At 70.3% G+C, this 26819-nt stretch carries 21 protein-coding genes and 1 pseudogene; 9 read left to right on the forward strand and 13 right to left on the reverse strand.

Features of this window, described 5'->3' with window-relative positions; translation table 11 throughout:
• Window positions 1–25: 25 nt before the first annotated feature.
• Together C8E83_RS01600 and rfbA are read left to right on the forward strand one after the other, a co-directional pair.
• Window positions 26–661 (forward strand): dTDP-4-dehydrorhamnose 3,5-epimerase family protein, encoded by a 636-nt coding sequence (locus C8E83_RS01600; RefSeq protein WP_121368120.1) that lies wholly within the window; start codon window positions 26–28, stop codon window positions 659–661.
• Entirely contained in the window at window positions 658–1518 is an 861-nt protein-coding gene (rfbA, locus tag C8E83_RS01605) for a glucose-1-phosphate thymidylyltransferase RfbA (RefSeq protein ID WP_121368121.1), read from the forward strand. Before C8E83_RS01600 ends, rfbA begins: the two co-directional genes overlap by 4 nt.
• Window positions 1519–1672: 154 nt before the next feature.
• Here rfbA and C8E83_RS01610 read toward each other — a convergent pair whose 3' ends face one another.
• The 5 genes from C8E83_RS01610 to C8E83_RS01630 form a co-directional block, all read right to left on the reverse strand.
• Window positions 1673–1852, reverse strand: a complete 180-nt coding sequence (locus C8E83_RS01610; protein WP_147430044.1) for a hypothetical protein — start codon at window positions 1850–1852, stop codon at window positions 1673–1675.
• A gap of 140 nt (window positions 1853–1992) precedes the next feature.
• Window positions 1993–2589 carry a MarR family winged helix-turn-helix transcriptional regulator gene (locus tag C8E83_RS01615; protein WP_121368123.1) on the reverse strand — a complete coding sequence of 199 codons (597 nt, stop codon included), beginning with the start codon at window positions 2587–2589 and terminating at the stop codon, window positions 1993–1995.
• A 198-nt stretch (window positions 2590–2787) separates the two neighbouring features.
• Window positions 2788–4830, reverse strand: coding sequence for a glycosyltransferase (locus C8E83_RS01620; RefSeq protein ID WP_121368124.1), 2043 nt, complete (start codon window positions 4828–4830; stop codon window positions 2788–2790).
• Window positions 4831–4952: 122 nt separating this feature from the next.
• Complete coding sequence (locus tag C8E83_RS01625) at window positions 4953–5813, reverse strand: glycosyltransferase family 2 protein (protein ID WP_121368125.1); 861 nt, start codon at window positions 5811–5813, stop codon at window positions 4953–4955.
• Complete coding sequence (locus C8E83_RS01630; RefSeq protein ID WP_121368126.1) at window positions 5810–6946, reverse strand: glycosyltransferase family 4 protein; 1137 nt, start codon at window positions 6944–6946, stop codon at window positions 5810–5812. Before C8E83_RS01630 ends, C8E83_RS01625 begins: the two co-directional genes overlap by 4 nt.
• Window positions 6947–7043: 97 nt before the next feature.
• Here C8E83_RS01630 and C8E83_RS01635 point away from each other — a divergent pair, with 97 nt between their 5' ends.
• Window positions 7044–9278 (forward strand): glycosyltransferase family protein, encoded by a 2235-nt coding sequence (locus C8E83_RS01635; RefSeq protein ID WP_147430045.1) that lies wholly within the window; start codon window positions 7044–7046, stop codon window positions 9276–9278.
• Between the two features lie 22 nt (window positions 9279–9300).
• On the opposite strand, the gene C8E83_RS01640 is transcribed toward C8E83_RS01635, so the two are convergent.
• The 4 genes from C8E83_RS01640 to C8E83_RS01655 all read right to left on the reverse strand — a co-directional run bounded on the left by C8E83_RS01640 (window position 9301) and on the right by C8E83_RS01655 (window position 14170).
• A complete protein-coding gene (locus C8E83_RS01640; protein ID WP_121368128.1) occupies window positions 9301–10263 on the reverse strand; it encodes a GDP-mannose 4,6-dehydratase in 963 nt (320 codons plus the stop codon).
• A gap of 36 nt (window positions 10264–10299) precedes the next feature.
• Window positions 10300–11244: a GDP-mannose 4,6-dehydratase gene (locus tag C8E83_RS01645; protein WP_245981855.1), complete on the reverse strand. Its 945-nt coding sequence runs from the start codon at window positions 11242–11244 to the stop codon at window positions 10300–10302.
• A gap of 191 nt (window positions 11245–11435) precedes the next feature.
• Window positions 11436–13589, reverse strand: a complete 2154-nt coding sequence (locus C8E83_RS01650; protein ID WP_121368130.1) for a carbohydrate binding domain-containing protein — start codon at window positions 13587–13589, stop codon at window positions 11436–11438.
• Window positions 13586–14170, reverse strand: a complete 585-nt coding sequence (locus tag C8E83_RS01655; protein WP_121368131.1) for a hypothetical protein — start codon at window positions 14168–14170, stop codon at window positions 13586–13588. Before C8E83_RS01655 ends, C8E83_RS01650 begins: the two co-directional genes overlap by 4 nt.
• Before the next feature lie 159 nt (window positions 14171–14329).
• On the opposite strand from C8E83_RS01655, the gene C8E83_RS01660 reads away from it, so the two are divergent.
• The 6 genes and pseudogenes from C8E83_RS01660 to C8E83_RS01685 all read left to right on the forward strand — a co-directional run bounded on the left by C8E83_RS01660 (window position 14330) and on the right by C8E83_RS01685 (window position 20474).
• Entirely contained in the window at window positions 14330–14581 is a 252-nt protein-coding gene (locus tag C8E83_RS01660; RefSeq protein ID WP_121368132.1) for a hypothetical protein, read from the forward strand.
• Window positions 14581–16140 carry a glycosyltransferase gene (locus tag C8E83_RS01665; RefSeq protein WP_121368133.1) on the forward strand — a complete coding sequence of 520 codons (1560 nt, stop codon included), beginning with the start codon at window positions 14581–14583 and terminating at the stop codon, window positions 16138–16140. Before C8E83_RS01660 ends, C8E83_RS01665 begins: the two co-directional genes overlap by 1 nt.
• Window positions 16137–17612, forward strand: a complete 1476-nt coding sequence (locus tag C8E83_RS01670; protein WP_121368134.1) for a glycosyltransferase — start codon at window positions 16137–16139, stop codon at window positions 17610–17612. The genes C8E83_RS01665 and C8E83_RS01670 overlap by 4 nt, the downstream gene beginning before the upstream one ends.
• A gap of 127 nt (window positions 17613–17739) precedes the next feature.
• Window positions 17740–18708 (forward strand): ABC transporter permease, encoded by a 969-nt coding sequence (locus C8E83_RS01675; RefSeq protein WP_245981347.1) that lies wholly within the window; start codon window positions 17740–17742, stop codon window positions 18706–18708.
• A 3-nt stretch (window positions 18709–18711) separates the two neighbouring features.
• Window positions 18712–19431: pseudogene (locus C8E83_RS01680) on the forward strand (ABC transporter ATP-binding protein); the annotation flags it as partial.
• Between the two features lie 95 nt (window positions 19432–19526).
• Window positions 19527–20474 carry a glycosyltransferase family 2 protein gene (locus tag C8E83_RS01685; RefSeq protein WP_121368137.1) on the forward strand — a complete coding sequence of 316 codons (948 nt, stop codon included), beginning with the start codon at window positions 19527–19529 and terminating at the stop codon, window positions 20472–20474.
• On the opposite strand, the gene C8E83_RS01690 is transcribed toward C8E83_RS01685, so the two are convergent.
• The 4 genes from C8E83_RS01690 to C8E83_RS01705 all read right to left on the reverse strand — a co-directional run bounded on the left by C8E83_RS01690 (window position 20475) and on the right by C8E83_RS01705 (window position 26808).
• Complete coding sequence (locus C8E83_RS01690) at window positions 20475–21800, reverse strand: O-antigen ligase family protein (RefSeq protein ID WP_147430046.1); 1326 nt, start codon at window positions 21798–21800, stop codon at window positions 20475–20477.
• Window positions 21801–21902: 102 nt separating this feature from the next.
• Window positions 21903–23387, reverse strand: coding sequence for a hypothetical protein (locus C8E83_RS01695; protein ID WP_121368139.1), 1485 nt, complete (start codon window positions 23385–23387; stop codon window positions 21903–21905).
• Between the two features lie 201 nt (window positions 23388–23588).
• Window positions 23589–24947: an O-antigen ligase family protein gene (locus C8E83_RS01700; RefSeq protein ID WP_121368140.1), complete on the reverse strand. Its 1359-nt coding sequence runs from the start codon at window positions 24945–24947 to the stop codon at window positions 23589–23591.
• 49 nt (window positions 24948–24996) lie between these two features.
• A complete protein-coding gene (locus C8E83_RS01705; RefSeq protein WP_121368141.1) occupies window positions 24997–26808 on the reverse strand; it encodes a hypothetical protein in 1812 nt (603 codons plus the stop codon).
• Between the last annotated feature and the right edge of the window lie 11 nt (window positions 26809–26819).

Below are 26819 nucleotides of genomic sequence, written 5' to 3' on the forward strand. Positions count from 1 at the left end.
GAGGGCCCGCTGATACGCTCGCTGAGTGCAGACCCGAGAATTGGCGATCGCCGGCGCGTGGGAGTTCACCCCCGTCCAGCACGGCGACGATCGAGGCGTGTTCTTCGAGCAGTACCGCTACGAGAAGCTGGTCGAGACCGTCGGGCACCCCCTCGACCTGAAGCAGGTCAACACCTCGGTGTCGGCTCGGGGCGTCGTCCGCGGCATCCACTACGCCCTCGTCCCGCCGGGCCAGGCGAAGTACGTCTCGGCGCCGAAGGGCGCCTTCATCGACTTCATCGTCGACATCCGCGTCGGATCGCCGACGTTCGGCCGGTGGGACAGCGTGCTCATCGACGACGTCGACCGTCGCGCGATCTATCTCAGCGAGGGTCTCGGGCACGCGATCGTCGCGCTCACCGAGGGGGCGACCGTCAACTACCTCGTGTCGGAGGTCTTCAACCCGGAGCGCGAGAAGGGCCTGAGCGTCTCGGATCCTGCGATCGGCCTGACCTTCCCCGACGACCTCGGCGAGCCTCTGCTGTCGCCGAAGGACGTCGCCGCTCCCACCCTCGCCGAGGCGCAGGAGCTCGGCCTCCTGCCCCTCTACGACGAGTGCGTGGCCTACGCCTCGTCGCTCGGCGCGGGCCGCGGCGCGCAGGCCGCGGAGGCCGCGCTGTGAAGGGCATCATCCTCGCCGGCGGCTCGGGCACGCGGCTGTACCCGATCACCAAGGGCATCTCGAAGCAGCTGATGCCGATCTACGACAAGCCGATGATCTACTACCCCCTGTCGACGCTGATGTCGGCCGGCATCCGCGAGATCCTCATCATCACCACGCCCGAGGACGAAACGGCCTTCGCCCGGCTCCTCGGCGACGGGTCTGCGCTCGGGCTCGACATCTCGTACGCGGTCCAGCCCTCGCCCGACGGTCTCGCCCAGGCGTTCCTGATCGGTGCGGACTTCATCGGCGACGACAAGGTCGCCCTCGTGCTCGGCGACAACATCTTCCACGGCACCGGCCTCGGCACGAACCTCCGCGCCAACACCGACCCCGACGGCGGCGTCATCTTCGCCTACCACGTGGCGAATCCTCGGCGCTACGGCGTCGTCGAGTTCGACGAGGGCTTCACGGCGCTCTCGATCGAGGAGAAACCGCAGGAGCCGAAGAGCAACTACGCGGTGCCCGGCCTCTACTTCTACGACAACACCGTCGTCGAGGTGGCGCGCGGCATCACCCCCAGCGCCCGCGGCGAGCTCGAGATCACGACGGTCAACGAGCACTACCTGGCGCAGGGCAAGCTGCAGGTGCAGGTGCTCGAGCGCGGCACCGCCTGGCTCGACACCGGCACGCACGAGTCGATGATGCAGGCGTCGGAGTTCGTGCGCGTGATCGAGCAGCGGCAGGGCTTCAAGATCGGCTGCATCGAAGAGGTGGCTTGGCGACAGGGCTGGATCGACGACGCGGCGCTGTCGGCGCTCGCGGCCCCGCTGGCCAAGAGCGGCTACGGAGACTACCTGCGCGACCTGCTCGGCTGACCTGCCGGGCGGCTCCGGCGGCTCCGGGCGCGGCCGCGTGCTCCGGGTTACGCCTCGTCGTCCTCGACGGCGGAGAGGTCGTAGTACGGGCGGTGGGCGGAGTCGTCGGCGGAGCCGAGCAGACGCCGCTCGAGGTCGTCGAGCGAGGCTGCGCTCATCGCAGGAGCCCGAGGGCACTGAGCACGGCGACGGTGACGCTCGTCACCATGCCTGCCGTGGCCACGGCGGCTATCGCCTTGCCGATCCGGCGGTCGGTCGCCTCGGAGAGGTGCGGGTGGTGCTGCGCGGCGTCGGGCGAGGACGCCTCGACGTCGGTGAAAGCGGTGGTCGACATGGTCTTCTCTTCTCTGCGGCCCTGCGCCGTCAAGAACGACATGTGTGGTGGTTGAGGCGGGCCGGCCGTGAATCCGGCCCGTGGATCCAGTGAAGCACTGAACAACCTAGTTCGTCTAACTAGTTACTCGACGACTGCGCTTACCGGCTGGTCGGTTCTCCGCGGCCGGCCGCCTCGACCTCGGTGCGGGCCCCGTCGGGCTCGGCGTCGTCGTCCACGGCGAGAGCCTCGGCCATCTCGTCGAGGAACGCCGCGATCGTCGTCGACGCGGTCTCGTCGAGGCCCTCCGCGATCCTGATCATGCGTGCGTGCATGCCGTCGAGCGTGGCGCGCACCTCGACGTCCGAGCTGTCGGTCGTCGTGATGAGCACCCCCCGACGATCGGTGGGGTGCGGGTGCCGCTCGAGGTGCCCCGACTTCACGAGCCTGTTGACGAGCACCGAGGTCGAGGCGGTCGTGATGCCGAGGTGGTCGGCGAGGTCTTTCGCGCTCACCGGCTCGTCGCGCATCTGCGCCCGCAGAAGGAAGCGGATCGCCTCGAGGTCGGTCTCGCCCATCTTCATCGACGTGCGGGTTCGGCGGCGCATGTCGGACTCTGCCGCGCGATAGCGACGCAGGGCGTTGAGGACGCGGATGCCGCGATCGGTCTCGGCGGTGTCGGGCTCGTCGTACCAGTAGCCGGACGCGTCGAAGTCGGCGTCGTCGACCGGTCGGGAGCTGGCTTTCGGGCTGGCCATGCTCACATGGTAGTCGCTAGACGCTCTAGGGAAAACGAGGGGAGGGCCGCATCCGACGGTGACGGGTGCGGCCCTGCGTCGCCGGTCCGGGCGAGCTTCACGGGCAGGGGCCACAGACCGGCGGCGATGTCGCGGCACGGGTGCCGTCGACCTGACGCAGACCGTACGCCTGAGGTCACGCTCGCTCTGAGCGGATTGTCAGGCGTCGGCGAGGGCCACGCCCGCGCTCGCGCGCGCCAGCGCCCGCGGGGGAGCGACCTCGACGATCGTCGTCTCGAGCTCGGAGCCCATGGTCTGCAGCGAGTAGATGCGGCGGGCCTCGTCGCGGAAGCGCAGGGCCAGTGCCGCCCGGTCGGGACGCCCCGCGGTCTCGACCAGCAGCTCAGCCCACGCAGGCCCGTCGCCCGACGGCGCCTGGAGCCCGGTGACGCCCGGTCGCACTGCATCCTGCAGCCCCTCGATGCCCGACGCGACGGTCAGAAGCCCCGCCTGCGCCGACTCGATGACGACGAGGCCGAATCCCTCCATGTCGCCAGGAACGGGGATGTTCGGCTGCACGAAGAAGTCGGCCCCCGACAGGAGCAGCTCGCGGTCGGCGTCGGAGACGTACCCGAGCAGGTGCACGCGATCGGCGAGGCCGAGTCGCTGGGCGTCGGACAGGATGCCGTCGTGGTCCGGCCCGGATCCGGCGACCAGGTAGTGGAAGGTCTCGGGCAGGAGCGGCATGACGTTCTGCACGAACCACTGGACGCCCTTGCGCTTCACCAGGCGGCCCGTCGTCATGAGCACGACGGCGTCGTCGGGGAGGGCGTGGGCGGCCAGCACCTCGCGGCGCGCCTCGACGCGGTCGTCCGAGATCGCGCTCGCGAGCTCGATGCCCATCGTCACGACCTGGCCGCGGGCCGGGTCGACACCGGCCTCGACAGCCTGCTGGAGCGTCGCGCGACTGATCGCGAGCACCTTCGGCGCCCGGCGGAGAGCCGAGTGGACGACGAGACGGTAGAGCGGGTTCGTGTAGGTGATGTCGAGGCCGCAGACCATGGTGAGCGCGCGGCGGCGGAACAGTCTCGGGATCCAGCCGAGCGTCGCCCAGGCGAGCGCGTCGCCGAACAGGTAGACGTCGTCGCTGCCGGCGATCGACCGGCCGACGAGCCGCACGGCGGTGGCCGGGACCCACCAGAGGAGGTTCTTGTTCGAGCCGCGCTGGGCGATGAGGCCCGAGTGCCCGAAGGCCGACGTCAAGGCCAGATCGGTGTTGAAGGCCAGGGTCTCCATGCCGCCGACCGACGGCGGGAACTTGCGGGTGACGTACGTGACCTGCAGGCGCGGGTCGTTCTTCTGGCGGGCCCTGCGACGGCCGCCGATCGTGAAGAACAGCATCGCGATGTCGCCGAGGGTCATGAAGAGGCGGTCGACGACGGCGATGCCGAGCACCGCGTTCTGGCCCAGCGAGGGGCCGAGCACGAACACGAGGACCGCCTCGCGGACGCCGACGCCGGCCGGTGCGATGATCGCGACGAACCCGGCCACCCAGGCCAGCGCGTAGCCGCTGACCCCGTCGAGCAGCACCCGGGGCGAACCGCCGTCGGTGCCGATCGCGAGGAAGGCGAGCCCGAGGCCGAGGAACAGCCAGCTGAGCAGGGTCCAGCCCACCGCCGCGGCGAAGGCGGTGCCGTCGAGCCGGGGAAGGGCGCCCGCGCGGCGAAGCAGGCGGAGGGCGAGCATGATCACGCGGTTCAGCACCGGCGGGACGAGCACGATCAGGCCGCCGACCAGCAGGAGGATCAGCAGGTACCAGTAGTTGTGCACCAGCGCCGGGATCGTGAAGAGCACGCCGACGCCGTAGACGAGGCCGACCGTGGCGCTCATCAGCAGCGAGATGGTCATCGACGACACGCTCGTGATGGCGGACAGGCCGAACGCGCTGCCGAGTCGCGCGCTCGCCACGACCGGCCAGATGCCGCCGGGGATGTACTTGCCGAGCTGCGAGGTGAAGAAGACGCTCGCGGCCTCACGACGGCTGAGGTTGGTGCCCAGCGCCCGGACCACGGCCCGCCACGAGAGCATGTTGACGTAGAGCCCGCAGGCGATGGCGGCGCACGACAGGACGACCAGCGGCCACGCGATCACGCCGAGTTCTCGGACCATGGGGCCCCAGTTCTTCGCGATCGCCCAGATGAGGAAGCCGACGGCGACGACGCCGAAGACGATCTGGAGGAGGGTGCGAAGGCGCTTGAGCATGACGGGGCGGTGATCCGATCTGTGAGGCGGTGGAGCCGCTCGACTCTAACATCGAGGCCCTCGTCGACCCTGGCGCCTGTGGAGAACCCTGCGAACAGCGAGCCAGGGGCGCAGGATCGGCGTCAGCCGCGCGTGAGGAAGGCCGCCCGCACGGCGAGGCCCACCCGCACCACCGCCAGCACCGGCTTCCACACGAGTCCCGGGTGCGTCTTGGCGATGTACTGGTACGCGCTGCGGTGGTGCGCGCGCACCATGACGTCGGCGACCTTCTCGGTCGAGGCACCGCCGATGTGGACGACGGTGGCCTGCGGCACGAAGATGTTCCGCCAGCCCTTGAGGTACATGCGGCGCCCGAGGTCGACGTCCTCGAAGTACATGAAGAAGCGCTCGTCGAAGCCGCCGATCTGGTCGAACGCCGAGCGCCTCGCGAGCAGGAAGGCGCCCGAGAGCCAGCCGACCGCCGTCACCTCGTCGGACGACGACACGTCGCGCTGCTGGTACGCGCGGGTCCACGGGTTCGTGGGCCAGATGCCCGAGAGCACGGCGTGGCCGATGCCGGTGCGCATCGAGGGCAGCGACCTGGCCGACGGGTAGACGCTCCCGTCGGGCTCGAGGATCTTCGGCCCGAGCACGCCCGCCTCGGGGTGCGAGGCCGCCGCCTCCAGGAGGGTCGCGATCGCGCCCGGCGTCACCTGCGTGTCGGGGTTGGCGATCAGCACCCACTCGATGTCGGCCTCGAGCGAGCGTTCACCGATGTTGGCGGCCCGGCCGTAGCCCACGTTGCCGGGCGAGCGGATGAGCGTCACCGAGTCGTGCTCCGCGGCGGCGCGTTCGGGAGCGCCGTCGGTCGAGCCGTTGTCGACGACGATGATCCGGCCTCGGGCCTCGGGCTCGGTCTGGAGGGACTCGATGAACTCCTCGAGCGTGTCGCCGGGGGAGTACGTGATCGTGACGACCGCGACGGAGTTCTGCCCGGCGCTCATTCGGGTGCTCCTGCGGCCAGGCGGAACGCGGCCATGTGCTCGTCGGCCGAGCGCGCCCACGTGAACGACGCGGCGCGGGCGGGGCCGGCCTCCGCGTGCTCGGTGCGGGTCCGGGCGTCGAGCAGGAGCCCGCGCAGAGCCTCCTCGAGCGAGGTCGTGGTCGGCTCGGCATACACCGCCACCTCACCGCCCACCTCGGGCAGTGCGAGGCGCCGCGTCGTGAGCACGGCGGTGCCGCAGGCCATGCCCTCGAGGACGGGCAGGCCGAAGCCCTCGCCGTCGCTCGGGTAGGCGACGACCTCGGCGCCGGAGAGGAACGCGGGGAGGTCGCGGTCGTCGAGGAAGCCCGTCCACTGGACGCGCGGGGCGTGTCGGCGGGAGGTGAGGAGGGCGACCGCCTCGTCGTCCCACCCGGCGCCGCCGGCGAGCAGCAGCCGCCAGCCGCCGAACCGCTCGTCGGCGGTGACCGCGAGGAACGCCTCGACCAGGGGGACGACGTTCTTCCGCGGCTCGACAGTGCCGACGAAGGCGACGTAGGGGCCGGAGCCCTCGAAGCCGGAGGTCGCCCGCTGCCGGGCGGAGTCGCTCTGCGGGCTGAACCGGTCGGTGTCGATGCCGTGGTACGCCACGACGCCGTCGTCGACGCGGGCGCGGGTGGCGCGGCGCACTTCGTCGAGCGTGGCCTGGCTCGGCGTCACGATCGCCTTCGCGCGACGGACGGAGAAGCGGGTCCACGAGCGGAAGAAGAGGCGCTTGAGGCGCGAGTGCAGCTCGGGGTGGGAGAAGAAGGTGGCGTCGTGCAGCGTGACGACGACGGGCAGGCGCGAGCCCACGGGCATCGTGTAGTGCGGCGACAGGATCACGTCGGCACCGGTCGATGCGGCCAGGCGGGCCAGACCGACCTGCTCCCAGACGAGGCGGCCGGGAACGCTGCGGGCCCACGAGGGCACCACTCGCACCTCGGCTCCGGCGGCTCGGTCCGACCACATCTCGGCGTCGCGGGCCTGCGAGGCGACGACCAGGCGCAGGTCGTCTCGCTCGGCGAGAGCCGGCACCAGGTTCAGCAGGTAGCGGCCGACACCGCCGGCGTTGGCCGGGATGCTGGTCGCGTCGACGAGGGCAGTGAGAGGCACGGTCCAGCAAGGCTACAGGCTGAACCCGGGTGGATCCGGCCTCCTCCGGCGGCCCGGCGAGCCGTGGCCGCGTGCGCTCTTTAGTAGGGTTCTCGTGATGTTCGCCGTCCTCACCGCCGCGCTCGCCGCGCTCGTCTCTCTGATCGTCGGTCTTCCCTGGGGGCTCGTGCTCCGCCGCAGGGCCGACGACATCGTCGACCTCCTGAGCGACAGCGTCCTCGTCGGTCTCGTCCTCACGATCACCGGCCTCACGATGTACACCTACATCGGCTGGGCCGGTCTCGGCATCTCGGTCGTCGTCGAGCTGGCCCTCGTGGCCGTCATGGTCGTGCGCCGTCGCGAGCTGGGCTGGCCGCGGCTTCCGATCCGGCGCGAGTGGGTGTGGATCGCCGTCCTCGTCGTGATCCTCGCGGTCGCTCTCGTGCTGCGCCGCCACACCATCGACTTCATCACCTACACCGGCGACATGGGCGCGTACGTGAACTGGGCGAACCAGTTCCTGCGCACCGGTGGCTTCCACGCCTCCTGGCCGCCGCTGTACTCTGTGTTCCTGGCCTTCGGCGGGCTGCTGACCGGGGCCAAGGGCGTCACCGGGATCATCGCGATCACCGGGCTCCTGCTGATCCTCGGCGCGGTCCGCGTGCTGCGTCTCGTGGGCGTGAACGGGTGGGTGGCGCTCATCGTCGCCGGCGTCGTCGCCGTGCACCCCGAGTCGATCTGGTTCTCGCAGATCCCGCTGAGCGAGTCGCTCAACGCGCCCCTGCTGGTCATCTGGCTGCTCTCGATCATCGCCCTGTTCCGGGCGGAGCGCGTCGGGGTGTTCGCCTGGTCGTTCGTCGGCGGCGTGTCGATCCTCGCCCTGTCGCTGCTGCGCGGCACCGCCCCGATCCTCGTGTTCGCGCTCGCCCTCGTCGCCGTGATCGCGCTGATCGCACCGCGGTGGCGGTCGCTGGCGCCCCGGCTGTGGCTCCTCGTGGCGGCCAACGGCGCCGGATCCGCGATCGGCTTCTGGTACGGCGTCGACCGCATCCCCTCGTACTACGTCACCACGCAGATCCGCGAGCTGCTGCCGACCGGCCTGTACTCGAAGCTCGTCGAGATCGGGATCCTCAAGGCCACCGTCGTCTCGGCCCTCACGCTCGTCGTCGTCGTGGTGGTGCTCGCCGCCGTGTACGCGCTCGTCCGCCGCTACGCACCGCGTGTGGACGTCCTCGTAGCGTCCGGCGGCGGCGCATCCTCTGCCGACGCGGGCGACGAGGCGGCCGACGGCGGCTACAGCGTCGGCTGGGTGATCCGCGCCATCGAGGTGCTCCTCGCCCTCGGCATGCTGGTCGTCGTCCTCGACGCGAAGCACCGGGCAAGCGACGTGTGGCCGATACTTCATCGCGAGGCGTTCCTGCTGGTCGTCGTCGCGATCGTCACGCCGATCCTGCTGGCTGTGACCCGCCACGGTCGCGCCCAGGCCGCGCTCGCGATCGTCTCGTCGCTCGTGGTCATCGTCTTCGTGCAGCTGCAGAACAAGAGGCTCGAGGCCGTCAGCGTGCACACGACCTTCCTGTACTGGGACCGCTACCTCTACAGCGAGTTCTTCCCGGCCATGATCGTGCTCGTCGGGCTGGCCCTCGGCGTCGTCCACCGGGTCGTCGTCGTCCGGCTCGATCCGGCCACCCTGGTCGGCCGGGCAGCTCTCACCGGCGGCGCGACGCCGGCTGCGTCGGGCTCGCGCCTGCGTCGGCAGCTGGGTGTGACGACCGTCGCCGTCGCGATCCTCGCCCTCGTGCTCGTCAAGGCGGTGCTGCCCGTCTCGCGCTACATCCAGCACGACGAGCTCCTCCTCGGCGCCGGGCAGATCGAGACCGACCTCCAGGTCTCCATGACCGACACGACGAAGCCGTTCGTCTGGGGTTCGACGTCGGGCGCGTCCGTCGCCAGCTCCGGCTTCCCGAACACCTGGATGGCCTACGGCACGCCCCTGGCGGTGAGCTTCGGCCGAGAGTTCGCAAACTCGCAGCATACGCAGCCCAAGGGCGACTTCGCACCGGACCCGGTGCTCACCGCCGCGGCGCTCGACCAGGCGATGTCGTGCACGAAGTCCGACTCCGTCTACGTCGTCGAGAGCGAGACGGGCGGGAAGTCCCTGAAGAAGCGCCTGGCCGGCACCGACCTGACGGTGTCGCACCTCACGACGATCCGGCAGGACGTCGTGCAGCTCTCGCAGCTGACGCCGATGGACTCCTGGCACACGGCGTCGTACGTGTTCGGGGTCTACGAGGTGAGCGCGTCGAGCGTGCCCAGCGAAGCCGGCACCTGCGATGTCGTCACCGGCGACTAGCGCTCGGCGGTTCTGAGACGGGCTACGGCTCGAGGTCCGCGGCGACCATGGCGGCCACGACGGCGTCGAAGGTCTTCGTGGGAGCCCAGCCGAGCGCGTGTCGGATCCTGCCGGCGTCGCCGCGCATCTCGGTGGCGTCGGTGGGCCGGACGAACTGAGGGTCGACGCGCACGAGGTGCTGCCAGTCGTCGATGCCGGCGGCTGCGAACGCGGCGGCCACGAAGTCGCGGATCGTGTGCGACTCGCCGGTCGCGACGACGAAGTCGGCCGAGGCCGTGTCGCCCTCGGTGAGCGACTGCGCGATCCGGGCCATCGCCTCGGCGTAGTCGGGCGCCCAGCCCCAGTCGCGACGGGCGTCGAGGTTGCCGAGCACGAGCTCGCTCTGCTCGCCGCGAGAGATGCGCGCCACGCCCGCGGTGATCTTGCGAGTGACGAACGCCTCGGGCCGCCGCGGCGACTCGTGGTTGTAGAGGATCACGCTCGAGGCCCGCAGCCCGGCCGCGCGGTAGGCGCCCACGAGAGCGTGCGCGTACGCCTTCGACGCACCGTAGGGGTTCACCGGCGCGATCGGCGTCGTCTCGCTCTGGGGCGACTCGGCCGCCTGCCCGAACATCTCGGCGCTCGACGCCTGCACGAAGCCGCGCCGGGCGCCCGGGCGATCGGGGAGCGACCGCACCGCGTCGAGCAGGTTCGCCACGGCCGTGCCGTTCAGCTGCGCGACCTCGAGGGGCCTCGCCCAGGCGACGGCGACCGACGAGAGCGCGGCCAGGTTGACCGTGACGTCGGGTTCGACCTCGTCGACGACCCGGCGCACGGCGGGGAAGTCGACGAGGTCGGCGGTGTGCGGCACGACGCGCTCCGGGATCGCAGGATCAGGAGCGTCGTCGCGCTGGATGCCGTGCACCTCCCACCCGCGGGCGAGGAGGTTCTCGGCCAGGTAGCTGCCGGTCTGACCGGAGACTCCGGTGATGAGGGCTCTGGGCATGAGGGGGTCGTCCAGGGCGATCGGAACCGGCTGCGGCTAGCGGCCGGCCTTCGCCTTCTCGATCTCGAGGTCGGAGTCGACCATCTTCTTTACGAGGCCGTCGAATGACAGCGTCGGCTTCCAGCCCAGGGTCGAGGCGGCCTTCGCCGCGTCGCCGATGAGGAGGTCGACCTCGGCGGGGCGGAAGAACTGGGGGTCCTGGAACACGTGCTTCTCCCAGTCGGAGATGCCGACGTGGTTGAAGGCGATGTCGAGGTACTCGCGCACCGGGTGCGTCTCGCCGGTCGAGATGACGTAGTCGTCGGCGGTGTCCTGCTGCAGCATGCGCCACATGGCCTCGACGTAGTCGCCGGCGAAGCCCCAGTCGCGCTTGGCGTCGAGGTTGCCGAGCGAGAGCTTCTCCTGCAGGCCGAGCGCGATGCGCGCCACGGCGATCGAGATCTTGCGCGTCACGAACTCCGGGCCGCGGAGGGGCGACTCGTGGTTGAAGAGGATGCCCGACGAGGCGTGCATGCCGTACGACTCGCGGTAGTTGATGGTCATGTAGTGACCGAAGACCTTGGCGACGCCGTAGGGCGAGCGCGGCCACAGCAGCGTGGTCTCCTTCTGCGGGACCTCCTGCACGCGGCCGAACATCTCGGACGACGAGGCCTGGTAGAAGCGGACCTTCGAGACGTCCTCGCCGGCGTAGAGGCGGATCGCCTCGAGGATGTTCAAGACGCCGAGGCCGGTCACCTGGCTGGTGAGCTGCGCGTTCTCCCACGAGTAGGCCACGAACGAGATGGCGCCGAGGTTGTAGACCTCGTCGGGCTGCGCGGCGTTGAGGGCGCGGAGGAGGCTCGACTGGTCGAGGAGGTCACCGGTGAGGATCTTGACCTCGGGCGCCCACTCCTCGATGACCGATCGCTTCGGGTTGTTCTGACCGCGGACGAGTCCGTAGACCTCGTACCCCTTCGAGAGGAGCAGGCGGCTGAGGTACATGCCGTCCTGGCCCGTGACTCCGGTGATGAGGGCGCGCTTCGTCAATTCACATTCCTTTGGTTCGCGGGCAGACCCGGTCGGGGCCTCGAAGAAGTGTCGAGCCGTCAGCACGGCCTTTTCCGACACGCCACTATAGCGTCACGGCGTCTGCGCGCCCGCGAGGGAGGGACGGTGCGGTGCGGTCCGGGAGGTCACGAGAGCCGGGTGGCGTCGACCAGGAGGGGCTGCGACACGGTGTCGTCGTAGATCTCGAGGCGGAGCGACGTGTGCCCGGCGTTCTTGATCGGCAGGGCGAAGGTGACCTTCGTCCAGGTCGCGCCCACGGTGAACCGCTGCACGCCGACCTCCGCTGATCCGCCGAGGCCCCAGGCGGCGAGGCGCCCGGTGACGGTGGCGCCGGTTCCGGAGCGGACCCACGCGGTGGCCGTGTAGGTGTCGCCGACCTGCGGCGACGCGGTGACCGTCTGGCTGACCGACGTGCCGGCGGTCGTCGTCGTGAGGGACGCGGCCTGCGTGCCGTCCTCGGGTGCCGTGCCGAGCGTCTGTGCCGTGCCGGTGGTGAACGACTGGGCCGACGAGTTCGCGCTCCAGCCGGCGGTGCCGGCGTCGAAGGAGGCGTTGCTCAGCACGTTGCGCTGGAGGGACGCCGTGTCGAGCCACAGCGTGCCCTTGGAGGCGACGGTGTCGAGGTAGACCTCGGCCTTGAGGGACGTCGGGGCGGTCGCGCCCGGATCCAGCGACACGGTGATCTTCGTCCAGGCCTTCGCTACCGTGAACGGCTGGACGGTGACCGTCCGGGCCGATCCGCCGAGACCCCACAGGGCCACCCGGCCGTTGAACGCGCGCGTGTCGGCGCTCCTGAGCCAGACGGTGAAGTCGTAGCCGGTCGACGCGTCCTGCGTCACGGGGACGATCTGCGCGAAACTGCGGCCCGCGACGGGCGTGTTCGTCGCGGCGAACCACGAGCCGGACTGCGCCTGAGACGGCGACTTGTACACCTGGCGGTTCATCGCGCCGTTGCCGGGCACCCAGCCCGAGAAGGAGCCCTCGAAGCCGGGGTTCGCGAGCGTGTTGGCGAGCACGGGCGCCGCGCCGAAGGTGAGCGACGCGTCGTCGATCCACAGGGTCGCGCCGGTGGTGCCCAGACCGACGTCGAGGCGGACGGCCGAGTGGCCCGAGACGCGGAACGGGAGGGCGACGGCCACCTGGGTCCACGTGTTCGTCACGGTGAACGGCGTCGATGCGGTCTCGGTCGATCCGCCCGTCGCGGTCAGCGACACCGCGCCGGTGTAGGGCCGGGCGTCGGACGACCGCACCCACACGGTGGCGTTCGCCTGCTCACCGAGCACGGAGGCGCGGCTGACGGTCTGCGAGACGGCGCGGCCCGAGCCGGCCGTGTTCACGGCCAGGAAGGACGAGCCGTCCTGGGCCTGGCTGGTCGTGGCGATGGCGCGGTTCATCGTCCCGCCGCTCCACACCCAGCCGGACGCGGTGCGGCCCTCGAACGACGGCGACTTCAGGTAGTTGGCCGGGTTGCCGAACCAGTCCGAGAAGTAGAGGAAGAAGTTGCGATTGCCGTAGGCGCCGCACGGCGCCGAGCCGTACCCGGCCGCGAGGGCCGCCTTGTTCGGCGTGTAGGGCGTGTAGTTGTAGAGGCTCGCGGTGGCCTGGTTCTGGACGTAGACCGACGCGGACCCGCACGCCGAGCTCGGCGAGTACTGGATCACGTTCGTGTAGCCGGCGCGGTACCGGAAGTACGTCGGGTTCTTCGCGTACACCTGGAACTGGTGAGCGGCCGAGTACACCTGGTTGAAGAATCCGTAGTACGTCGAGTCGCAGGCGGCGGTGTCGGGGCAGCCGTAGCCCATCGCCGTCGTGTAGAGCCCGGTGGTGGGCCGCGAGGAGAGCACGAGGCCCTCCTCCTTCTGCAGGGTCACGAGGATCACCTCGGGGTTGATGCCGCACGCCGCGCCGACCTTCGCGATGATGGTCGCCGCCGTCTCGGAGGCTGCACCGGTGTACGCCGAGCAGTACGAGTCCGCGGCGCGCGTGGCGGTCTTCTGCGCGTAGTTCCGCAGGCACGTGTAGCCCGAGGTGCACGTCGGCACCTTCTGGTTGAGGAACGCCTGCACCTGCGCCGCGGTCATCGTCGCCGTGTTGTAGAAGGTGGAGTCGCTGATGATGTTCCCGGGCTGGAAGTCGCTCGCCGAGGTGGTCGCGGCAGCGGGCTCCTGCGACACGATCGCGACGGTGGCCGTCACGGCGGTCGCGGCGAGGGCGAACGGCAGCACGAGGGCGGTGAGGCGGCGCAGGATCCGACGGCCGCCGGGCGCCACGCCGCTCACAGGGTCACCGCGCTCTCGCCCGAGGTGCCGGCCGCGTCGGCCGACGAGTAGGCGATCGTGATGGTCCACGAGCCGTGCGCGAGCTTCGGCGACGTGATCGCCATCGCCCCGCAGTCGGTCGAAGACGGGCCGGCCGAGGCCGGGAACGCCTGTGTCACGGTCGCGGTGGCGTTCTTCACGGTCACCGTGCAGGTTCCGCCGTTCTCGACGAGGCCCGAGACGCCGCCGCCGAGCGTGAGCGTCTGGCCCGAGAACGAGTAGTAGCTGAGGTCGGGGGTGACCTTCTTCTTCGAGACGGTCTGGCCCGTGCCGCTGCCGGATCCGGCGCCCTGGTCTGCGCCCGAGCCGGTCGTGGCCGGCGCCGACGGGGCCGACGGCGTGCTGGGGGAGGGAGCGGCCGAGGTCGCAGGAGCCGAGGGGGGCGCCGACGGCGTCGACCCCACGGTCGTCGGACGCGCGGTGTGCCCGGCGGACGCCGTCACGGCGCGCGGGTGCGCGGCTGCGACCGCGGCCACGCCGATTCCGGCGCCGGCGACGACGACTGCGGCGGCGATCCAGATCGCCGTCGTTCTGCGACTCACGTGTACTCCCTAGCGTCGCGGCCTGTTCCCGAAAAGCACGCAACGCTTCACGGTAAGGTGTGCACTCGGTCGGGTGGCATCCCCCGATCGGGGCGGGCAGCCCCGCGCGAGACCGGCGCGAGAGCCGCCCCCGCCCGTGCCGCACCAGGGAGGAACACTGTGACGACGACACCCGAGCGCTCGGCGCCCGAGGAGGAGCTCCAGCAGCTCCGAGAGGCGGTTCTGGACGACTGGCTGGTCGTCACCTCCTCGGTCACCGACTACCTCCGTGACATCCAGCAGACGTTCTCGTGGCGCGTGACGCGCCCGCTACGCCGCGCACGGCAGTTCCAGAAGAAGGTCGACGAGGTCGGCGTGGTGCCCGCGAGCCAGCTGGCCGCGGTCGCCCTGGCGAAGAAGCTCGGGCGGTGATGGCCCGCACGCCGCTCCCCGCGCCGAAGCGCCCCGCTCGCCCCGTCGTGCCGCTCACGACGGACGCCCTGCGGGAGGCCTTCCGGCAGCGCATGCTGGTCGTGGCCGGGGTGCTCGGGGTCGAGGTGCCGTCCGCGGATCCTGCGGCCGAGGTGCTGGACGCCGTGGCGCGTCACGTGCGCGAGCGCGATCTCGTCGACGAGCTCTGGCTGCTCCACATCGGCATCACCGGCGCCTTCCCGCGCACCGACGAGCTCGAGGTGCTGAGGCGCAAGCTCATGCTGTCGAGTCCGGCCACCGCGATGCTCGCCGCGCTCGAGGCGACGATCGAGCTGCAGTCGCGGACCCACTCGGGACTGCGCACGATCGAGATCGCCGAGGGCGAGGTGCTTGTCGACGTCGACTTCTGCGCCCGCTACGAGCACAACACCGGGATCCAGCGCGTCGTGCGCAAGACCGTGCCGCAGTGGCAGGGGGACGACGACCGAGCGCACCGACTCGTCGCGTGGACCCAGGACAGCACCGGCTACCGCGCCCTCAGTGAGGTCGAGGAGGACCGCGTCCTCCACTGGGACGACCGCCGCTTCGAGAAGAGCGTCGACAAGCCGTGGAGCGACGCCGAGCTGGAGCTGGAGCACATCGTCATCCCGTGGCGGTCGACGATCCTCATCGCCGAGGTGCCGGCGTACCACCTGTGCAACCACCTCGCCGCGATCGCGGAGTCGAGCGGCAACCGCATGGTGCTCATCGGCTACGACGCGATCCCGCTCGTGAGCGCGTCGACGCTGCCCGACCTCGAGTCGGAGCGCTTCGCCCACTACCTCACCGTGATCAAGCACGCCGACCTCGTCGCCGGCATCAGCCGCTCGGCGGCCGACGAGTTCGCCGGTTTCGTCAAGACCCTGCCCAGCCAGGGCCTCACCGGCCCGGACGTCATCGAGGTGTCGCTGGCCACCGAGGTGTCCGAGTCGGCGAAGGCCGCGATCGACGCGGCCGCCGACCCCACCGAGAAGCTCGTGCTCTGCGTCGGCAGCCACGAGCCGCGCAAGAACCAGGACGCAGTGCTCTTCGCCGCCGAGCGCCTGTTCCGTCAGGGGCACGAGTTCCGCATGGTCTTCGTCGGCGGCGGCAGCCGGACAGCGACGCACCGGTTCGACCGCAGGGTGGCGGCACTCAAGCGCGAGGGCATGAACGTCGACTCGTATCGCGGCATGAGCGACCACGACCTGTGGAGCCTCTTCGCGCAGGCGCGCTTCACCGTGTTCGTCTCGCTCCACGAGGGGTTCGGCCTGCCCGTCGCCGAGTCCGTGGCGCTCGGCACGCCGGTGCTCACGAGCGACTTCGGCAGCCTCGACGAGGTCGCCGCCGCCGGCGGCTGCCTGCAGGTCGACCCGCACGACGACGAGGCGATCCTCGCCGGCATGTCCACTCTCCTTCTGGACGACACGGTGATCGAGCGTCTCCAGGGCGAGATCGCCGGCATCACGCAGAAGACCTGGCACGACTACGCCGACGAGCTCTGGCGCGTCACAGTCCCGAGCCGGGAGGCCGTCCGATGAGCCCGACCGCCCTCGACCGGGTCAAGGCGGGCCAGGTCGGCCTCGCCGCTCCCGACCACGCCCTCCGCGTCGCCGTCGCCGCGGTCGTCCCCGACGCCGCCGACTGGTCGACGCTGTCGGGCTGGCGTCTCGTCGAGGCCGCGTCGCTCGCGCTCGGCGAGGCGGACGAGAGCCTGTCGTACCTCCTCATCGCGTGCATCCAGCACGGCATCCCCGCCGAGCGCGACATCGTCGAGTTCACGCGCCGCTGGCGACTCGAGGGGCTGGCGAAGCCGCTGCAGGAGCTCCGCCGAAGCCGTCGGGCCCTCGTCGGCGGCGGCGTGCGCGTCGAGTCGGGCACCGTCGTCGACATCACCGACACGGGTCGCAGCCGATTCACGACCGGCATCCAGCGCGTCGCGCGCGAGACGCTCACCCGCTGGGCCGACGAGCACGACATCGTCCCGGTCTCGTGGACGGCGACCGGCGACCACCTCCTCGACTCGAAGCCCGCCGAGATCGCCCGCGCGATCCTCGACCCGAAGCTCCGATCGCGCGTCGCGCGAGTCTCGGGCGACGTCGTGATCCCGTTCGGCGGTCGCCTCGTCCTGCCCGAGATCTCGGTCGCCCGCGCGCGCACCGACCACCTGCGAGTCATCGCCAGGTTCGCCCGGGTCCGCTCGGTCGCGATCGGCTACGACTGCATCCCCGTCACCACGGCCGAGACGAGCGGCCCCGGCATGCCGGGAGCGTTCTCGAAGTACCTCGCCGCGCTCGCCGAGTTCAGCGCGGTCGTGCCGATCTCATCGGCCAGCACCATCGAGTACTCCGGCTGGAAGTCGATGCTCATCGGCGCAGGTCTCGCCGGGCCGGAGGTGCGCGAGATCGCTCTGCCGAGCGAGGCGTCCGAGGTCAGCGACGAGGTCATCGCCACGATCAGCAGCCAGCTCAGCCTCGACGGCAGCACCGTCGTGCTCGCCGTCGGCAGCCACGAGCCGCGGAAGAACCACCTCAACCTGCTCCTGGCCGCCGAGCTCAACTGGCGGCAGGGCCGCGAGTTCACCCTCGCCATGGTGGGCGGCAACGCCTGGGGCGACAGCGAGTTCCAGAAGTTCGTCAAGGAGCTCCGCCGCAAGGGGCGGTCGATCAAGCTGCTCTCGGGCGTCGACGACTCGGTCGTGTGGAGCCTGTACCGCATCGCACGGTTCTCCGTCTTCTGCAGCGTGAACGAGGGCTTCGGCCTCCCGGTGGTCGAGTCGCTCGCCAGCGGCACGCCGGTGCTCACGAGCGACTTCGGCAGCATGCGCGAACTGGGCGAGGGCTTCGGCGGCGTGCTCGCCGACCCGCACGACGCCCGGGCCATGGCGGCGTCGATCGGCGACCTGCTCACGGACGACTCTCTGATCCTGCGCCTGAAGGCCGAAGCGCACGGCCTCGAGCGCCCCACCTGGGGCGACTACGCGACGGCTCTCTGGGAGACCGTCGAACGCTGACCATCGAAGAGCAGGCTTCCGGCTGTGCTCTGGCATAATGAACCGCGCCCGATCCCAGCCCGCGACCCCGGCGACTCTCGTCGAGGTGCGCGCACGGCTCGCGACCCGGGCGAGAATCAGGAGTCTTGTGACGACGACAGCCGCAGCGCGCGAGCGCATCAGCCGTATCGAGAAGCTTCCCTTCGTGGCCGCGGGTGCACCCGACGCCGGCCCGATCGGCGGCTTCTTCGGCGGCGTCCGCGACGTGCTCACGCACCGCGCCCTTCTCGACCTGCTGATCAGGCGTGAGCTCAAGGCGCGCTACAAGGACTCCAGCCTCGGCTTCGTGTGGAGCTTCATCCGCCCCCTCACGATGCTGCTGATCTACTACGTGGCGATCGGCCAGTTCCTGGGCGCGGCGCGCTCGGTGCCGCAGTACGCGGTCTTCGTGTACTCGGGCCTCACGATCTGGGGCCTCTACAACGAGATCATCCAGGCGGGCACGTCGTCGATCCTGTCGAACGCCGGCCTCATCAAGAAGGTCTACGTGCCCCGCGAGCTGTTCCCGCTCGCGGCGGTGGGCAGCGCCCTGTTCAACTTCGGCATCCAGATGATCGTGCTGCTCGGCGCCATCGTGGTGACCGGGCAGTTCCCGCTGAGCTGGAACCTCCTCTACGCGCTCGCCGCGATCATCATCGTGGTCACGTTCGGCGTCGCGTTCGCGCTCTTCCTCTCGGCCTGGAACGTGTACCTGCGCGACATCCAGTACCTCGTCGAGGTGGCGCTGCTGATCCTGTTCTGGGCCTCGCCCATCGTCTACTCCTGGACCCAGGTGCAGACCATCGGAGCGACCCACCCATGGATCTCGTTCGTCTACCTGCTCAACCCGATGTCCGACGCCATTCTCGCCTTCCAGCGCGGCATGTGGGAGGCCGGATCGCACTCGAACGTGCTCGGTCTGAACGCCGACGGGTCCAAGCACGTCGTGCCGGCCATCGACTGGCCCGCGCACCTCGACGAGCGCCTCGCGATCCTGTTCGTGATCGGCCTCGTGCTCGTCTACATCGCGCAGCGCGTCTTCGCGCGCCTGCAGGGCAACTTCGCCCAGGAGATCTGACCCATGTCGACCGTCCCCGTCATCACGCTCAACGACGTCTCGAAGCGCTTCATCATCCGCAAGGAGAAGTCGCTGAAGGAGCGCCTGGTCAACTTCGGCCGCTCGCGCAAGCACAAGGAGGACTTCTGGGCCCTCCGCGACCTCACGCTCGACATCGAGGCGGGCACCACCGTCGGCCTCATCGGCGCCAACGGCTCCGGCAAGTCGACCCTGCTCAAGGTGATCGGCGGCATCATCCAGCCGACCGACGGCACCGTGCGCCGCCGCGGACAGCTGGCGGCGCTGCTCGAGCTGGGCGCCGGGTTCCACCCCGACCTCACCGGTCGTGAGAACGTCTTCCTCAACGGCGCGATCCTCGGCCTGTCGCAGAAGCAGATCGAGGGCTACTTCGAGTCGATCGTCGACTTCTCCGAGATCCGCGACTTCATCGACACGCAGGTGAAGTTCTACTCGTCCGGCATGTACGTGCGCCTCGCCTTCGCGATCGCGATCCACGTCGACCCCGACGTCCTGCTCGTCGACGAGGTCCTCGCCGTCGGCGACGAGCCGTTCCAGAAGAAGTGCCTCGATAAGATCAAGGAGTTCCAGCAGGAGGGACGCACGATCGTGCTGGTCACGCACGACCTCGGCACGGTCGAGGAGATGTGCGATCGCACCATCGTCCTCTCGCACGGCAACGTCATCTTCGACGGCGGCGCCACCGAGGGCGTCACGGCCCTCCGTCGGAACTTCGGCTGACCCGCCTCACCGGGCGTCCAGCCCGCGACGCTCGCGCGACCGATTCCGCGCCGAATCAGATCACACAACGAAAGGGACTCGTGAAGGTCTTCGTCCAGGTGCCCTGCCTCAACGAGGAGGAGACCCTCCCGCTCGTCCTCGAGAGCATCCCGAAGTCGATCCCGGGAGTGGACGAGCTCCACGTCCTCGTGATCGACGACGGCTCCAGCGACCGCACCGTCGAGGTGGCACGGGCGCACGGCGTCACCCACTTCGTCCACCACGTGCGCAACCAGGGCCTCGCCCGTTCCTTCCGGGACGGCGTCCACTACGCGCTCAGCCACGGCGCCGACATCGTCGTCAACACCGACGGCGACAACCAGTACCCGCAGTCGAAGATCGCCGACCTCGTGCAGCCGCTCATCGCAGGCGAGGCCGACATCGCGATCGGCGACCGGCAGACGCACCTGATCGAGCACTTCTCGCCGTTCAAGAAGCGCCTGCAGCGCATCGGCAGCCAGGTCGTCAACATCGCGGCCGAGACGCAGCTGCCCGACGCCGCGAGCGGGTTCCGCGCGTACAGCCGCGACGCCCTCATCAAGCTCAACGTGGTCACGCAGTTCAGCTACTGCATGGAGACCATCATCCAGGCCGGCAACAAGCGCATGCGGATCGCGAGCGTGCCGGTGGTGACGAACGCCAAGACGCGCGAGTCGCGCCTGTTCGGGTCGATGGGCGAGCACGTGTTCCGCTCGGCCGAGGCCATCATCCGCAGCTACTTCATGTTCAAGCCCCTGGCGTTCTTCGTCTGGGTCGGCATCGTGCTCGCCGTCGTCGGCGTGATCCCGTTCATCCGGTACGCCGTCCTCGAGATCACGCACACCGGCGGCAACCACCTGCAGTCGCTCCTGCTGGGCGTGTTCCTGCTGGTCGGGGCTGTGCTGTCGTTCGCCCTCGCGGTGATCGCGGACCTGCTGCGCACGAACCGGATCCTCGCCGAAGAGACCCTCGAGCGGCTCAAGGAGATCCAGTACGGCGTGAACCGCTGATCAGCCGGCGGTCGGCAGGTCGCTCGTCGGCCGGTCGAAGTGCGGCAGCCGCAGCCGCCACGACCGCTTCCGGGCCGAGATGGTCGCGATGGCGACGAACAGCATGAGGTTGCTCTCGGCGAGCAGGTAGCTCTCGGCCGAGGCGGTCACGGCGATGAGCAGCAGCACGAGCGCCGGCCAGACGTAGGCGACGATCGGGTGGTCGGAGGCGGTGAGCCACGACCGGAAGAACGCGAGAGCGCCCGCGGCGAGCAGGATCAGCAGCCCGATCACGCCGATCTGGAACCAGGTGTCGAAGAACGCCCCCAGCCCCGTCTCGCTCGGCCGCCCGTCGACGGTGATCTCGCTGAACGGGAAGACGTTCGTCTGCCAGGGCCCGGTGAAGCCCCAGCCGGTGATCGGGTGCTGCGTGATGAACAGCCTGATCGTGGTCCACAGCTCGAGCCGCACGCGGAGGTCGCCGGTCGCGCCGATCGCGACGAGCAGACGGTCGCGCGTGAACCAGGCCAGCCCGCCGCCCACGATGCACAGGGCGAGCAGCACCCCCTGCAGGATCGGCTTCCGCTCGGCCGGCGCCCGCCGCAGGGCTCGCAGGGCGATCGCGGCCACGACGAGCACGAGCACTGCGATCGAGGTCACCGGCGACGACGCGAACACGAGGCACAGCAGCGCGACGATCCCCGAGGCGATGGCGATGCCCTGCGTGATCGAGCGGGTGAACCACTCGACCGCGAAGGTGACCAGCCCCAGCGCCGCGAGGAACCCGAGGAAGTTGCGCGTGCCTCCGACGCCCTGGATCGGCCCGCCGGCGGCGAGATTGCCCTGGATCCCCAGGAAGGTGATCGGCTGGTCGATCAGCAGCCCCGAGAAGATCTCGAGTGAGAACGACACGGTGAGCAGGATCCGCAGAGCGTCGCCCGTCGCACGGATCACCTGCACCAGATCGCGGCCCAGGGCGAGGTACATGCCGAGGAACGCGAACGACAGGGCGTACATCACGCCGCCGATGGAGACCCAGGTGTACTGGCTCCAGAACACCGACGCGGTCGTGTAGCCGAAGAGCGCGATGAGCGACAGCGGCAGGATACCGTGCCACTCGATGCGGTGACGCGCGCCGAAGAGCGAGAGCGCGGCGAGGGCGACGAGCGTCGCCAGGATTCCGATGGAGCCGGGCCAGTCGACCAGGGCCCGGACCGTGTGGATGCCGAGCGCGTACAGGAGGATCGCGACCGCGAGCACCTGGCTGAACTGCCCGCCGGCGGAGAACCCGATCCAGGCCGAGAGGTACCGGCGCAGAGGGTCGCGCTGGTCGCCCGGTGTGCTCACCCGTCCCATTGTGTCAGGTCGTACGACCCGGGCGACGCCCGTCGACCGCCGGCACGACGACGCCCCCTGCCTATCGGGCAGGGGGCGTCGTGCGGCAGAGCCCTAGGAGATCGGGTTGAGAACCGGCCTGTCGGCGTTGCCCGTGAGCTTCTGGTCGTGGTGGAACATCGGCCACGAACCCGCCGCGGTCACGGTCGAGCCGTTGGTGTTGGGGAAGTCGTAGTGCAGCATGACGCCCTGACCGTGGCCGTTGTAGCCGGCGACGGTGAGGCCGACGTGGCCGTCCGACTCCTTGGTGACGAGGGCGGCGTTCTGGAACCCGTAGCCCGCCGCGAGACGCATGACCTGCTTGCCGGTCTTCCCGTCGAGGATGTACACGCCGGCCGGGGTCGGCACGATGACGTCCTGGTAGCCGGTGCCGAGGTCGGCGGTGGTCACGCCGCCGTAGACGCCGCCGGGGATCGCGGTCGCCCACTGGATGTGGCCGGTGACGCCCGACATCGCGTAGACGCGGCCGTTGTAGGCGGACAGGCGCGTGCCCTGGATCACGGAGAGCGCGCCGGTGCCCATGATGTTGGCGAGGGCGGGGCTCGAGTCGGTGATGCCGTTCAGCTTGGTCTGCCAGCGCAGCTTGCAGTTGTTGTCGACGGCGATCTCCTTGCCGGTGTCGCTGACGCCCTTGTAGTAGGCGCCGGTGCCGACGGTGATGCCGAAGTCGCCGCCACCGAAGAAGTGGCCGACGGCGGGGGAGGAGTACACGGTCTGGTTGGTGTTGTACTGGCACTTGAGGCCGCCGCTGGGCTTGGACGCGCCCGCGTTGCCGGTGCGCGACAGGATCCGGATGTGGCCGCCGTTGCCGTACACCGTGTTGTACGCGTTGCCCTTGGTCGAGTCGCCGCCCTCGATGATCTCGTCATGGCCCGAGTTGGTCGGGTCGGCGAGAGCCGGGGTGGAGAAGTTCGAGTCGGCCTGGAACCACGGGAACCCGACGCCCATCGTGCCGGTCGAGGTGACCATGTCCTGCATCTGGCCCATCGAGCCGCCGACGACGTCGTTGCCCGACTGCAGGTTGCCGATCGAGAGGGAGCCCATGACGCCGGTCGTGCCCTTGCCGGGCAGCGCGTTGGGAGTCTTGGTCCAGAGGGTGGAGCCGTTGGCGCTGCGGGCGCGGATGCCGCCGCGGGTCTTGGACGACGAGTTGCCCTCGCCGAAGAACACCTTGGCGGAGCTGCCGGAGCCGAGGACGGACGCGGTCGAGTCGACCGGCACGCCGCCCGTCGACTGCGGCCAGCCGGCGACGGTCTTGCCGTCGGAGAGGTGCACGGCGTACTCGTAGCCGAGGCGCGAGCCGACGACGGCCGACTGGCCGGACGAGTCGAGCGTGGCCACCATCGGCGACGACAGCGCGATCGCCTTCGACGAGACGACGATGTTCCACTTGAGCGTGGGCGTCGACACGGCGGCCTGCGCCGGCGTCGCGGCGACGAGGCCCGCGGCGGTGAGGATGCAGCCCGCGGCGATGGTGGCGCCGAGCTTGGCCGCGGTCGAGCGGTGCCGCCCTGCGACGGTGCGAACAGTCTTCTTCATGAATGAACCCCTACGTGGTGGACGCCGTTGATCGGACGGCGCTCGTCGAGAGAACCCCCGAATGGCTCTCTCGGATTCAGCAACAGTAAGCAAGAGTCACTTTCGTCACATAGACCCCGTTTATGGGACAGGTGAACGCGTCTGTCTGCTTTGTACCCCGGAGCGTACCCCGCTCCGAACGAGAGAGTTCGGAGCTGGCGCTCAGGCGGCGGGGACCGGCTCGCGGGGTGCCGTCCACCACCGGAAGTTGTCCAGGCGGGTCGACAGGCACACCGTGATCAGGAGGCCCCAGCCCCATTCGACGTTGAGCCGGGACTCGCCGAGGGCGTGGGTGAGCATGCACGCCATGACGAGCAGCGGCACGAGGTCGAGGCTGCTCCACGGCGCGGGGCTGGAGGCGCCCAGCATCCTGCGGTCGGTCGCCCACCACCACGAGCGGGCCGTCGTCGTGACGAGGACGGCCAGGAAGAGCACGAGTCCGATCCAGCCGAGCTGGAAGAACACGTCGAGGTAGGCGTCGTGCGCCTGCAGGTAGACGACGCCGTTGCGCTCGGCGAGGTCTTTGAAGGGCGAGTACGCGGGCTGCCACCAGCCGGTCCAGCCCCATCCTGCGATCGGCCGCTGGATCGCCAGGTCGTAGACGTCCTTCCAGATCGTTGTGCGGCCGGTGAGGTCGGGGCTCTTGTCGAGCAGGCGCAGGATCCGCGTGTGGCCCACGGCGACGACCACGGCCACCAGAGCCGCGATCACGATGGCCGCCACTCCGACGAGCCATCGCCGCTCGAGCCGCAGACGCCGCGCGAGCAGTGCCAGCCCGAGCACGACCGCGGTGACGACCAGGCAGGCGAGGACGGTCGACGAGCGGGTGAGGCCGAGCGCCAGGATCGACGACACGATGCCGAGCCACGCCATCCGTCGGTTGATCGACCCGGCGCTGGCCTGCAGCGCCGTCACGATGAGGGCGAGGAGGGCGAAGATCGCCAGCAGGTTGCTGTTGCCCGGCAGGCCCTGGATCTGACCGCCGGTGAACAGGTTGTCGCGGGTCCAGTAGAAGGCCGCCGGATGCGCCCCGGAGCAGTCGACGTACACCGGGCAGAACGGCTGCCGCACGAAGAGCGCGACGACGAGCTCGAAGAGCAGCGAGAGCACGACGATCGCCCGGAGCGCGCGGCCGAGCGCCGTGACGATGCCCTCCCATGAGGTCGTCGCGACGATCGCGAGCGGGGCGACGGTCGTCATGAGCTGGGTGGCGATGCCGAGCGCCGAGCCGAGCGGGTAGTCGGACCACAGGATCGACAGGGTGAGGTAGGCGAGAAACACGCCGAGGAGGAGGGGGAGCCGGTTCGCCGGGATCCGGTGCCGGTTGCGGACCACCAGGATCACCGAGGCGACGACCATGACGACGCACACGGCGCCCCAGCCGCCCCAGTTGATGGAGTTGCGGAGGGCGTCGCCGAAGAACAGCACCAGGAAGACGATGGTGGCGAAGGCGGTGCGCTCCGCCCCGTCGGCACCGTCGGGGGCGGGTCGGGTGCGCAGGAGCGGGCGGACTGCGGGCATGGGCCCAGGGTAGAGGACGCCGGGAGCCTCGGGCTGGACGTCGGCCGGGTCAGCTCCCGGGCACCGTGAAGAGCAGGTAGCGGCGGTGGTCGCTCGTGACGGCGGGCGTCGTGCCGCCGGTCGCGGCGCTGACGTAGGGCCGCCAGGCGTCGGGGTGGCCGATGAACCCGACCTGGTCGACCTCGACGGCGCAGGCCTTCGAGCGGTGCACGGCGGAGGCGAAGGCGCCGGGGGTGCCGGCGTTCTTCCAGAGGTCCCAGCCGCGCGTGCCGGTCACGGACCCGTAGCTCCAGCGGAGCCGGGCGTCGGTCGTGGCGAGGTAGAGCCGGCCCTCGTCGTAGTCCCCGAGCCCCGCGATGCGGCCGGAGTCGGGGAAGCTCTTCAGCGGCAGCTGGACCACGCCGCAGCCGGCCGGCAGCGCCTTCTCGGCGGCGGCGACGAACGAGGCCGCCTGCTCGTCGACGACCGGTGTGAGCGGCACGGCCCGGTGGACGCCGGCCAGCTGGTCGACGACCGCGACCACCACGATGACGGCGACGAGCGCCGGGCGCACGAGGCGTCGCGACGTCGCGCGGTCGACGAGGATCGCGACGAAGCCGAGGCCGAACAGCGCCAGGAAGATGCTGAACCGCGACCACGCCCGGATCTCGGGCCCCACGGCGACGGCCACGACGATGCCGAGCCCGGTCACGACGTAGAACAGGGCCGCCCACACCGACGCGAGCCCCAGCAGCCGCGTTCGGGGGTCGAGGGCGACGCGCCCGAACCAGGTGCGTTCGAGCGCCGTGCCGCCGACGACCGCGGCGACGAGGGCGAGCATGAGCAGGATCAGGCCGACGCTCGCCACCAGGGGCGTACCGGGGCTCTCGGTCAGCTTCAGGACGGGGCTCGAGCGCTGGTATTCGGCGACGAGCCGGCCCACGACCGGGATTCCGGTGCCGGTCCAGGGGGCGAGGAGGCTCGTGAGCCGCCCGGCGTACATCTCCGACTCCACCGGCGACCGCGAGGCGAAGTACGGCGCGTACCGCTGGCCGAAGCCCAGGCCGAGCACGACGAGCTCCGAGCCCACGAGCAGGCCCAGGGCCCCGGTCGTGACCGTCGGCACGACGAGGCTCCGCGCTCCGTCGCGGCGCAGCAGCACGCGGAAGGCCGCGACGAGCCAGACGCCGCCGACGACGATCAGCGCGAAGACGAAGTAGTAGGCGCCGGTGAGCGCGACGAGGAGGGTGAGGACGAGAGGCGGCAGGATCCTGCGCACCCGTCGCCCCCGAGAGGTCGTGGCCGCCGCCGCCCACCCCGCGAACGGATCGGTCTCGCGCCCGTTCACGACCAGCGCGAGGATTCCGGCCAGCGGCACCGCCCAGTAGTTCGCGATGAACGCGTGGCCGTAGCCGATGCGGATGAAGTGGTAGGGCGCCACCGCGAACAGCACGCCGAACAGGGCTGCGAGCGGCCTGGACACGCGCAGGGCGCGGAAGAAGAGCGTCGCCGTCACGCCGATCCCGAAGAAGGCCAGCAGGTCGAAGACGTCGAGCAGGGTCGTGCCCGAGTGGATCACCAGGGCGAGCAGACCGATCACGACGGCGGAGGCGACGTCGATCTGCCCGGTGAAGAAGACGTTGAGCCCGTGGGGGAAGCCGAGCGCCGGGTTGTCGATGTACGGGAAGGCCTGCGTGGCGCTCGTGAAGAGGATGTAGTGCAGGGTGCCGTCGTCCGATCCCGTCGACCAGCGCGCCGTCAGGAGCGACGGGGTGAGCCGCAGGGCCAGGGCGGCCGCGAGCACGCTGACGACGCCTGCCGCGACGGCCCAGACGCCCTCGCCGACAGGACCCCCCAGGCGTGATCGGCGCGCGTCGGTCATGACAGGCTCAG

The sequence above is a fragment of the Frondihabitans australicus genome, assembly GCF_003634555.1.
GTDB classification, from domain to species: domain Bacteria; phylum Actinomycetota; class Actinomycetes; order Actinomycetales; family Microbacteriaceae; genus Frondihabitans; species Frondihabitans australicus.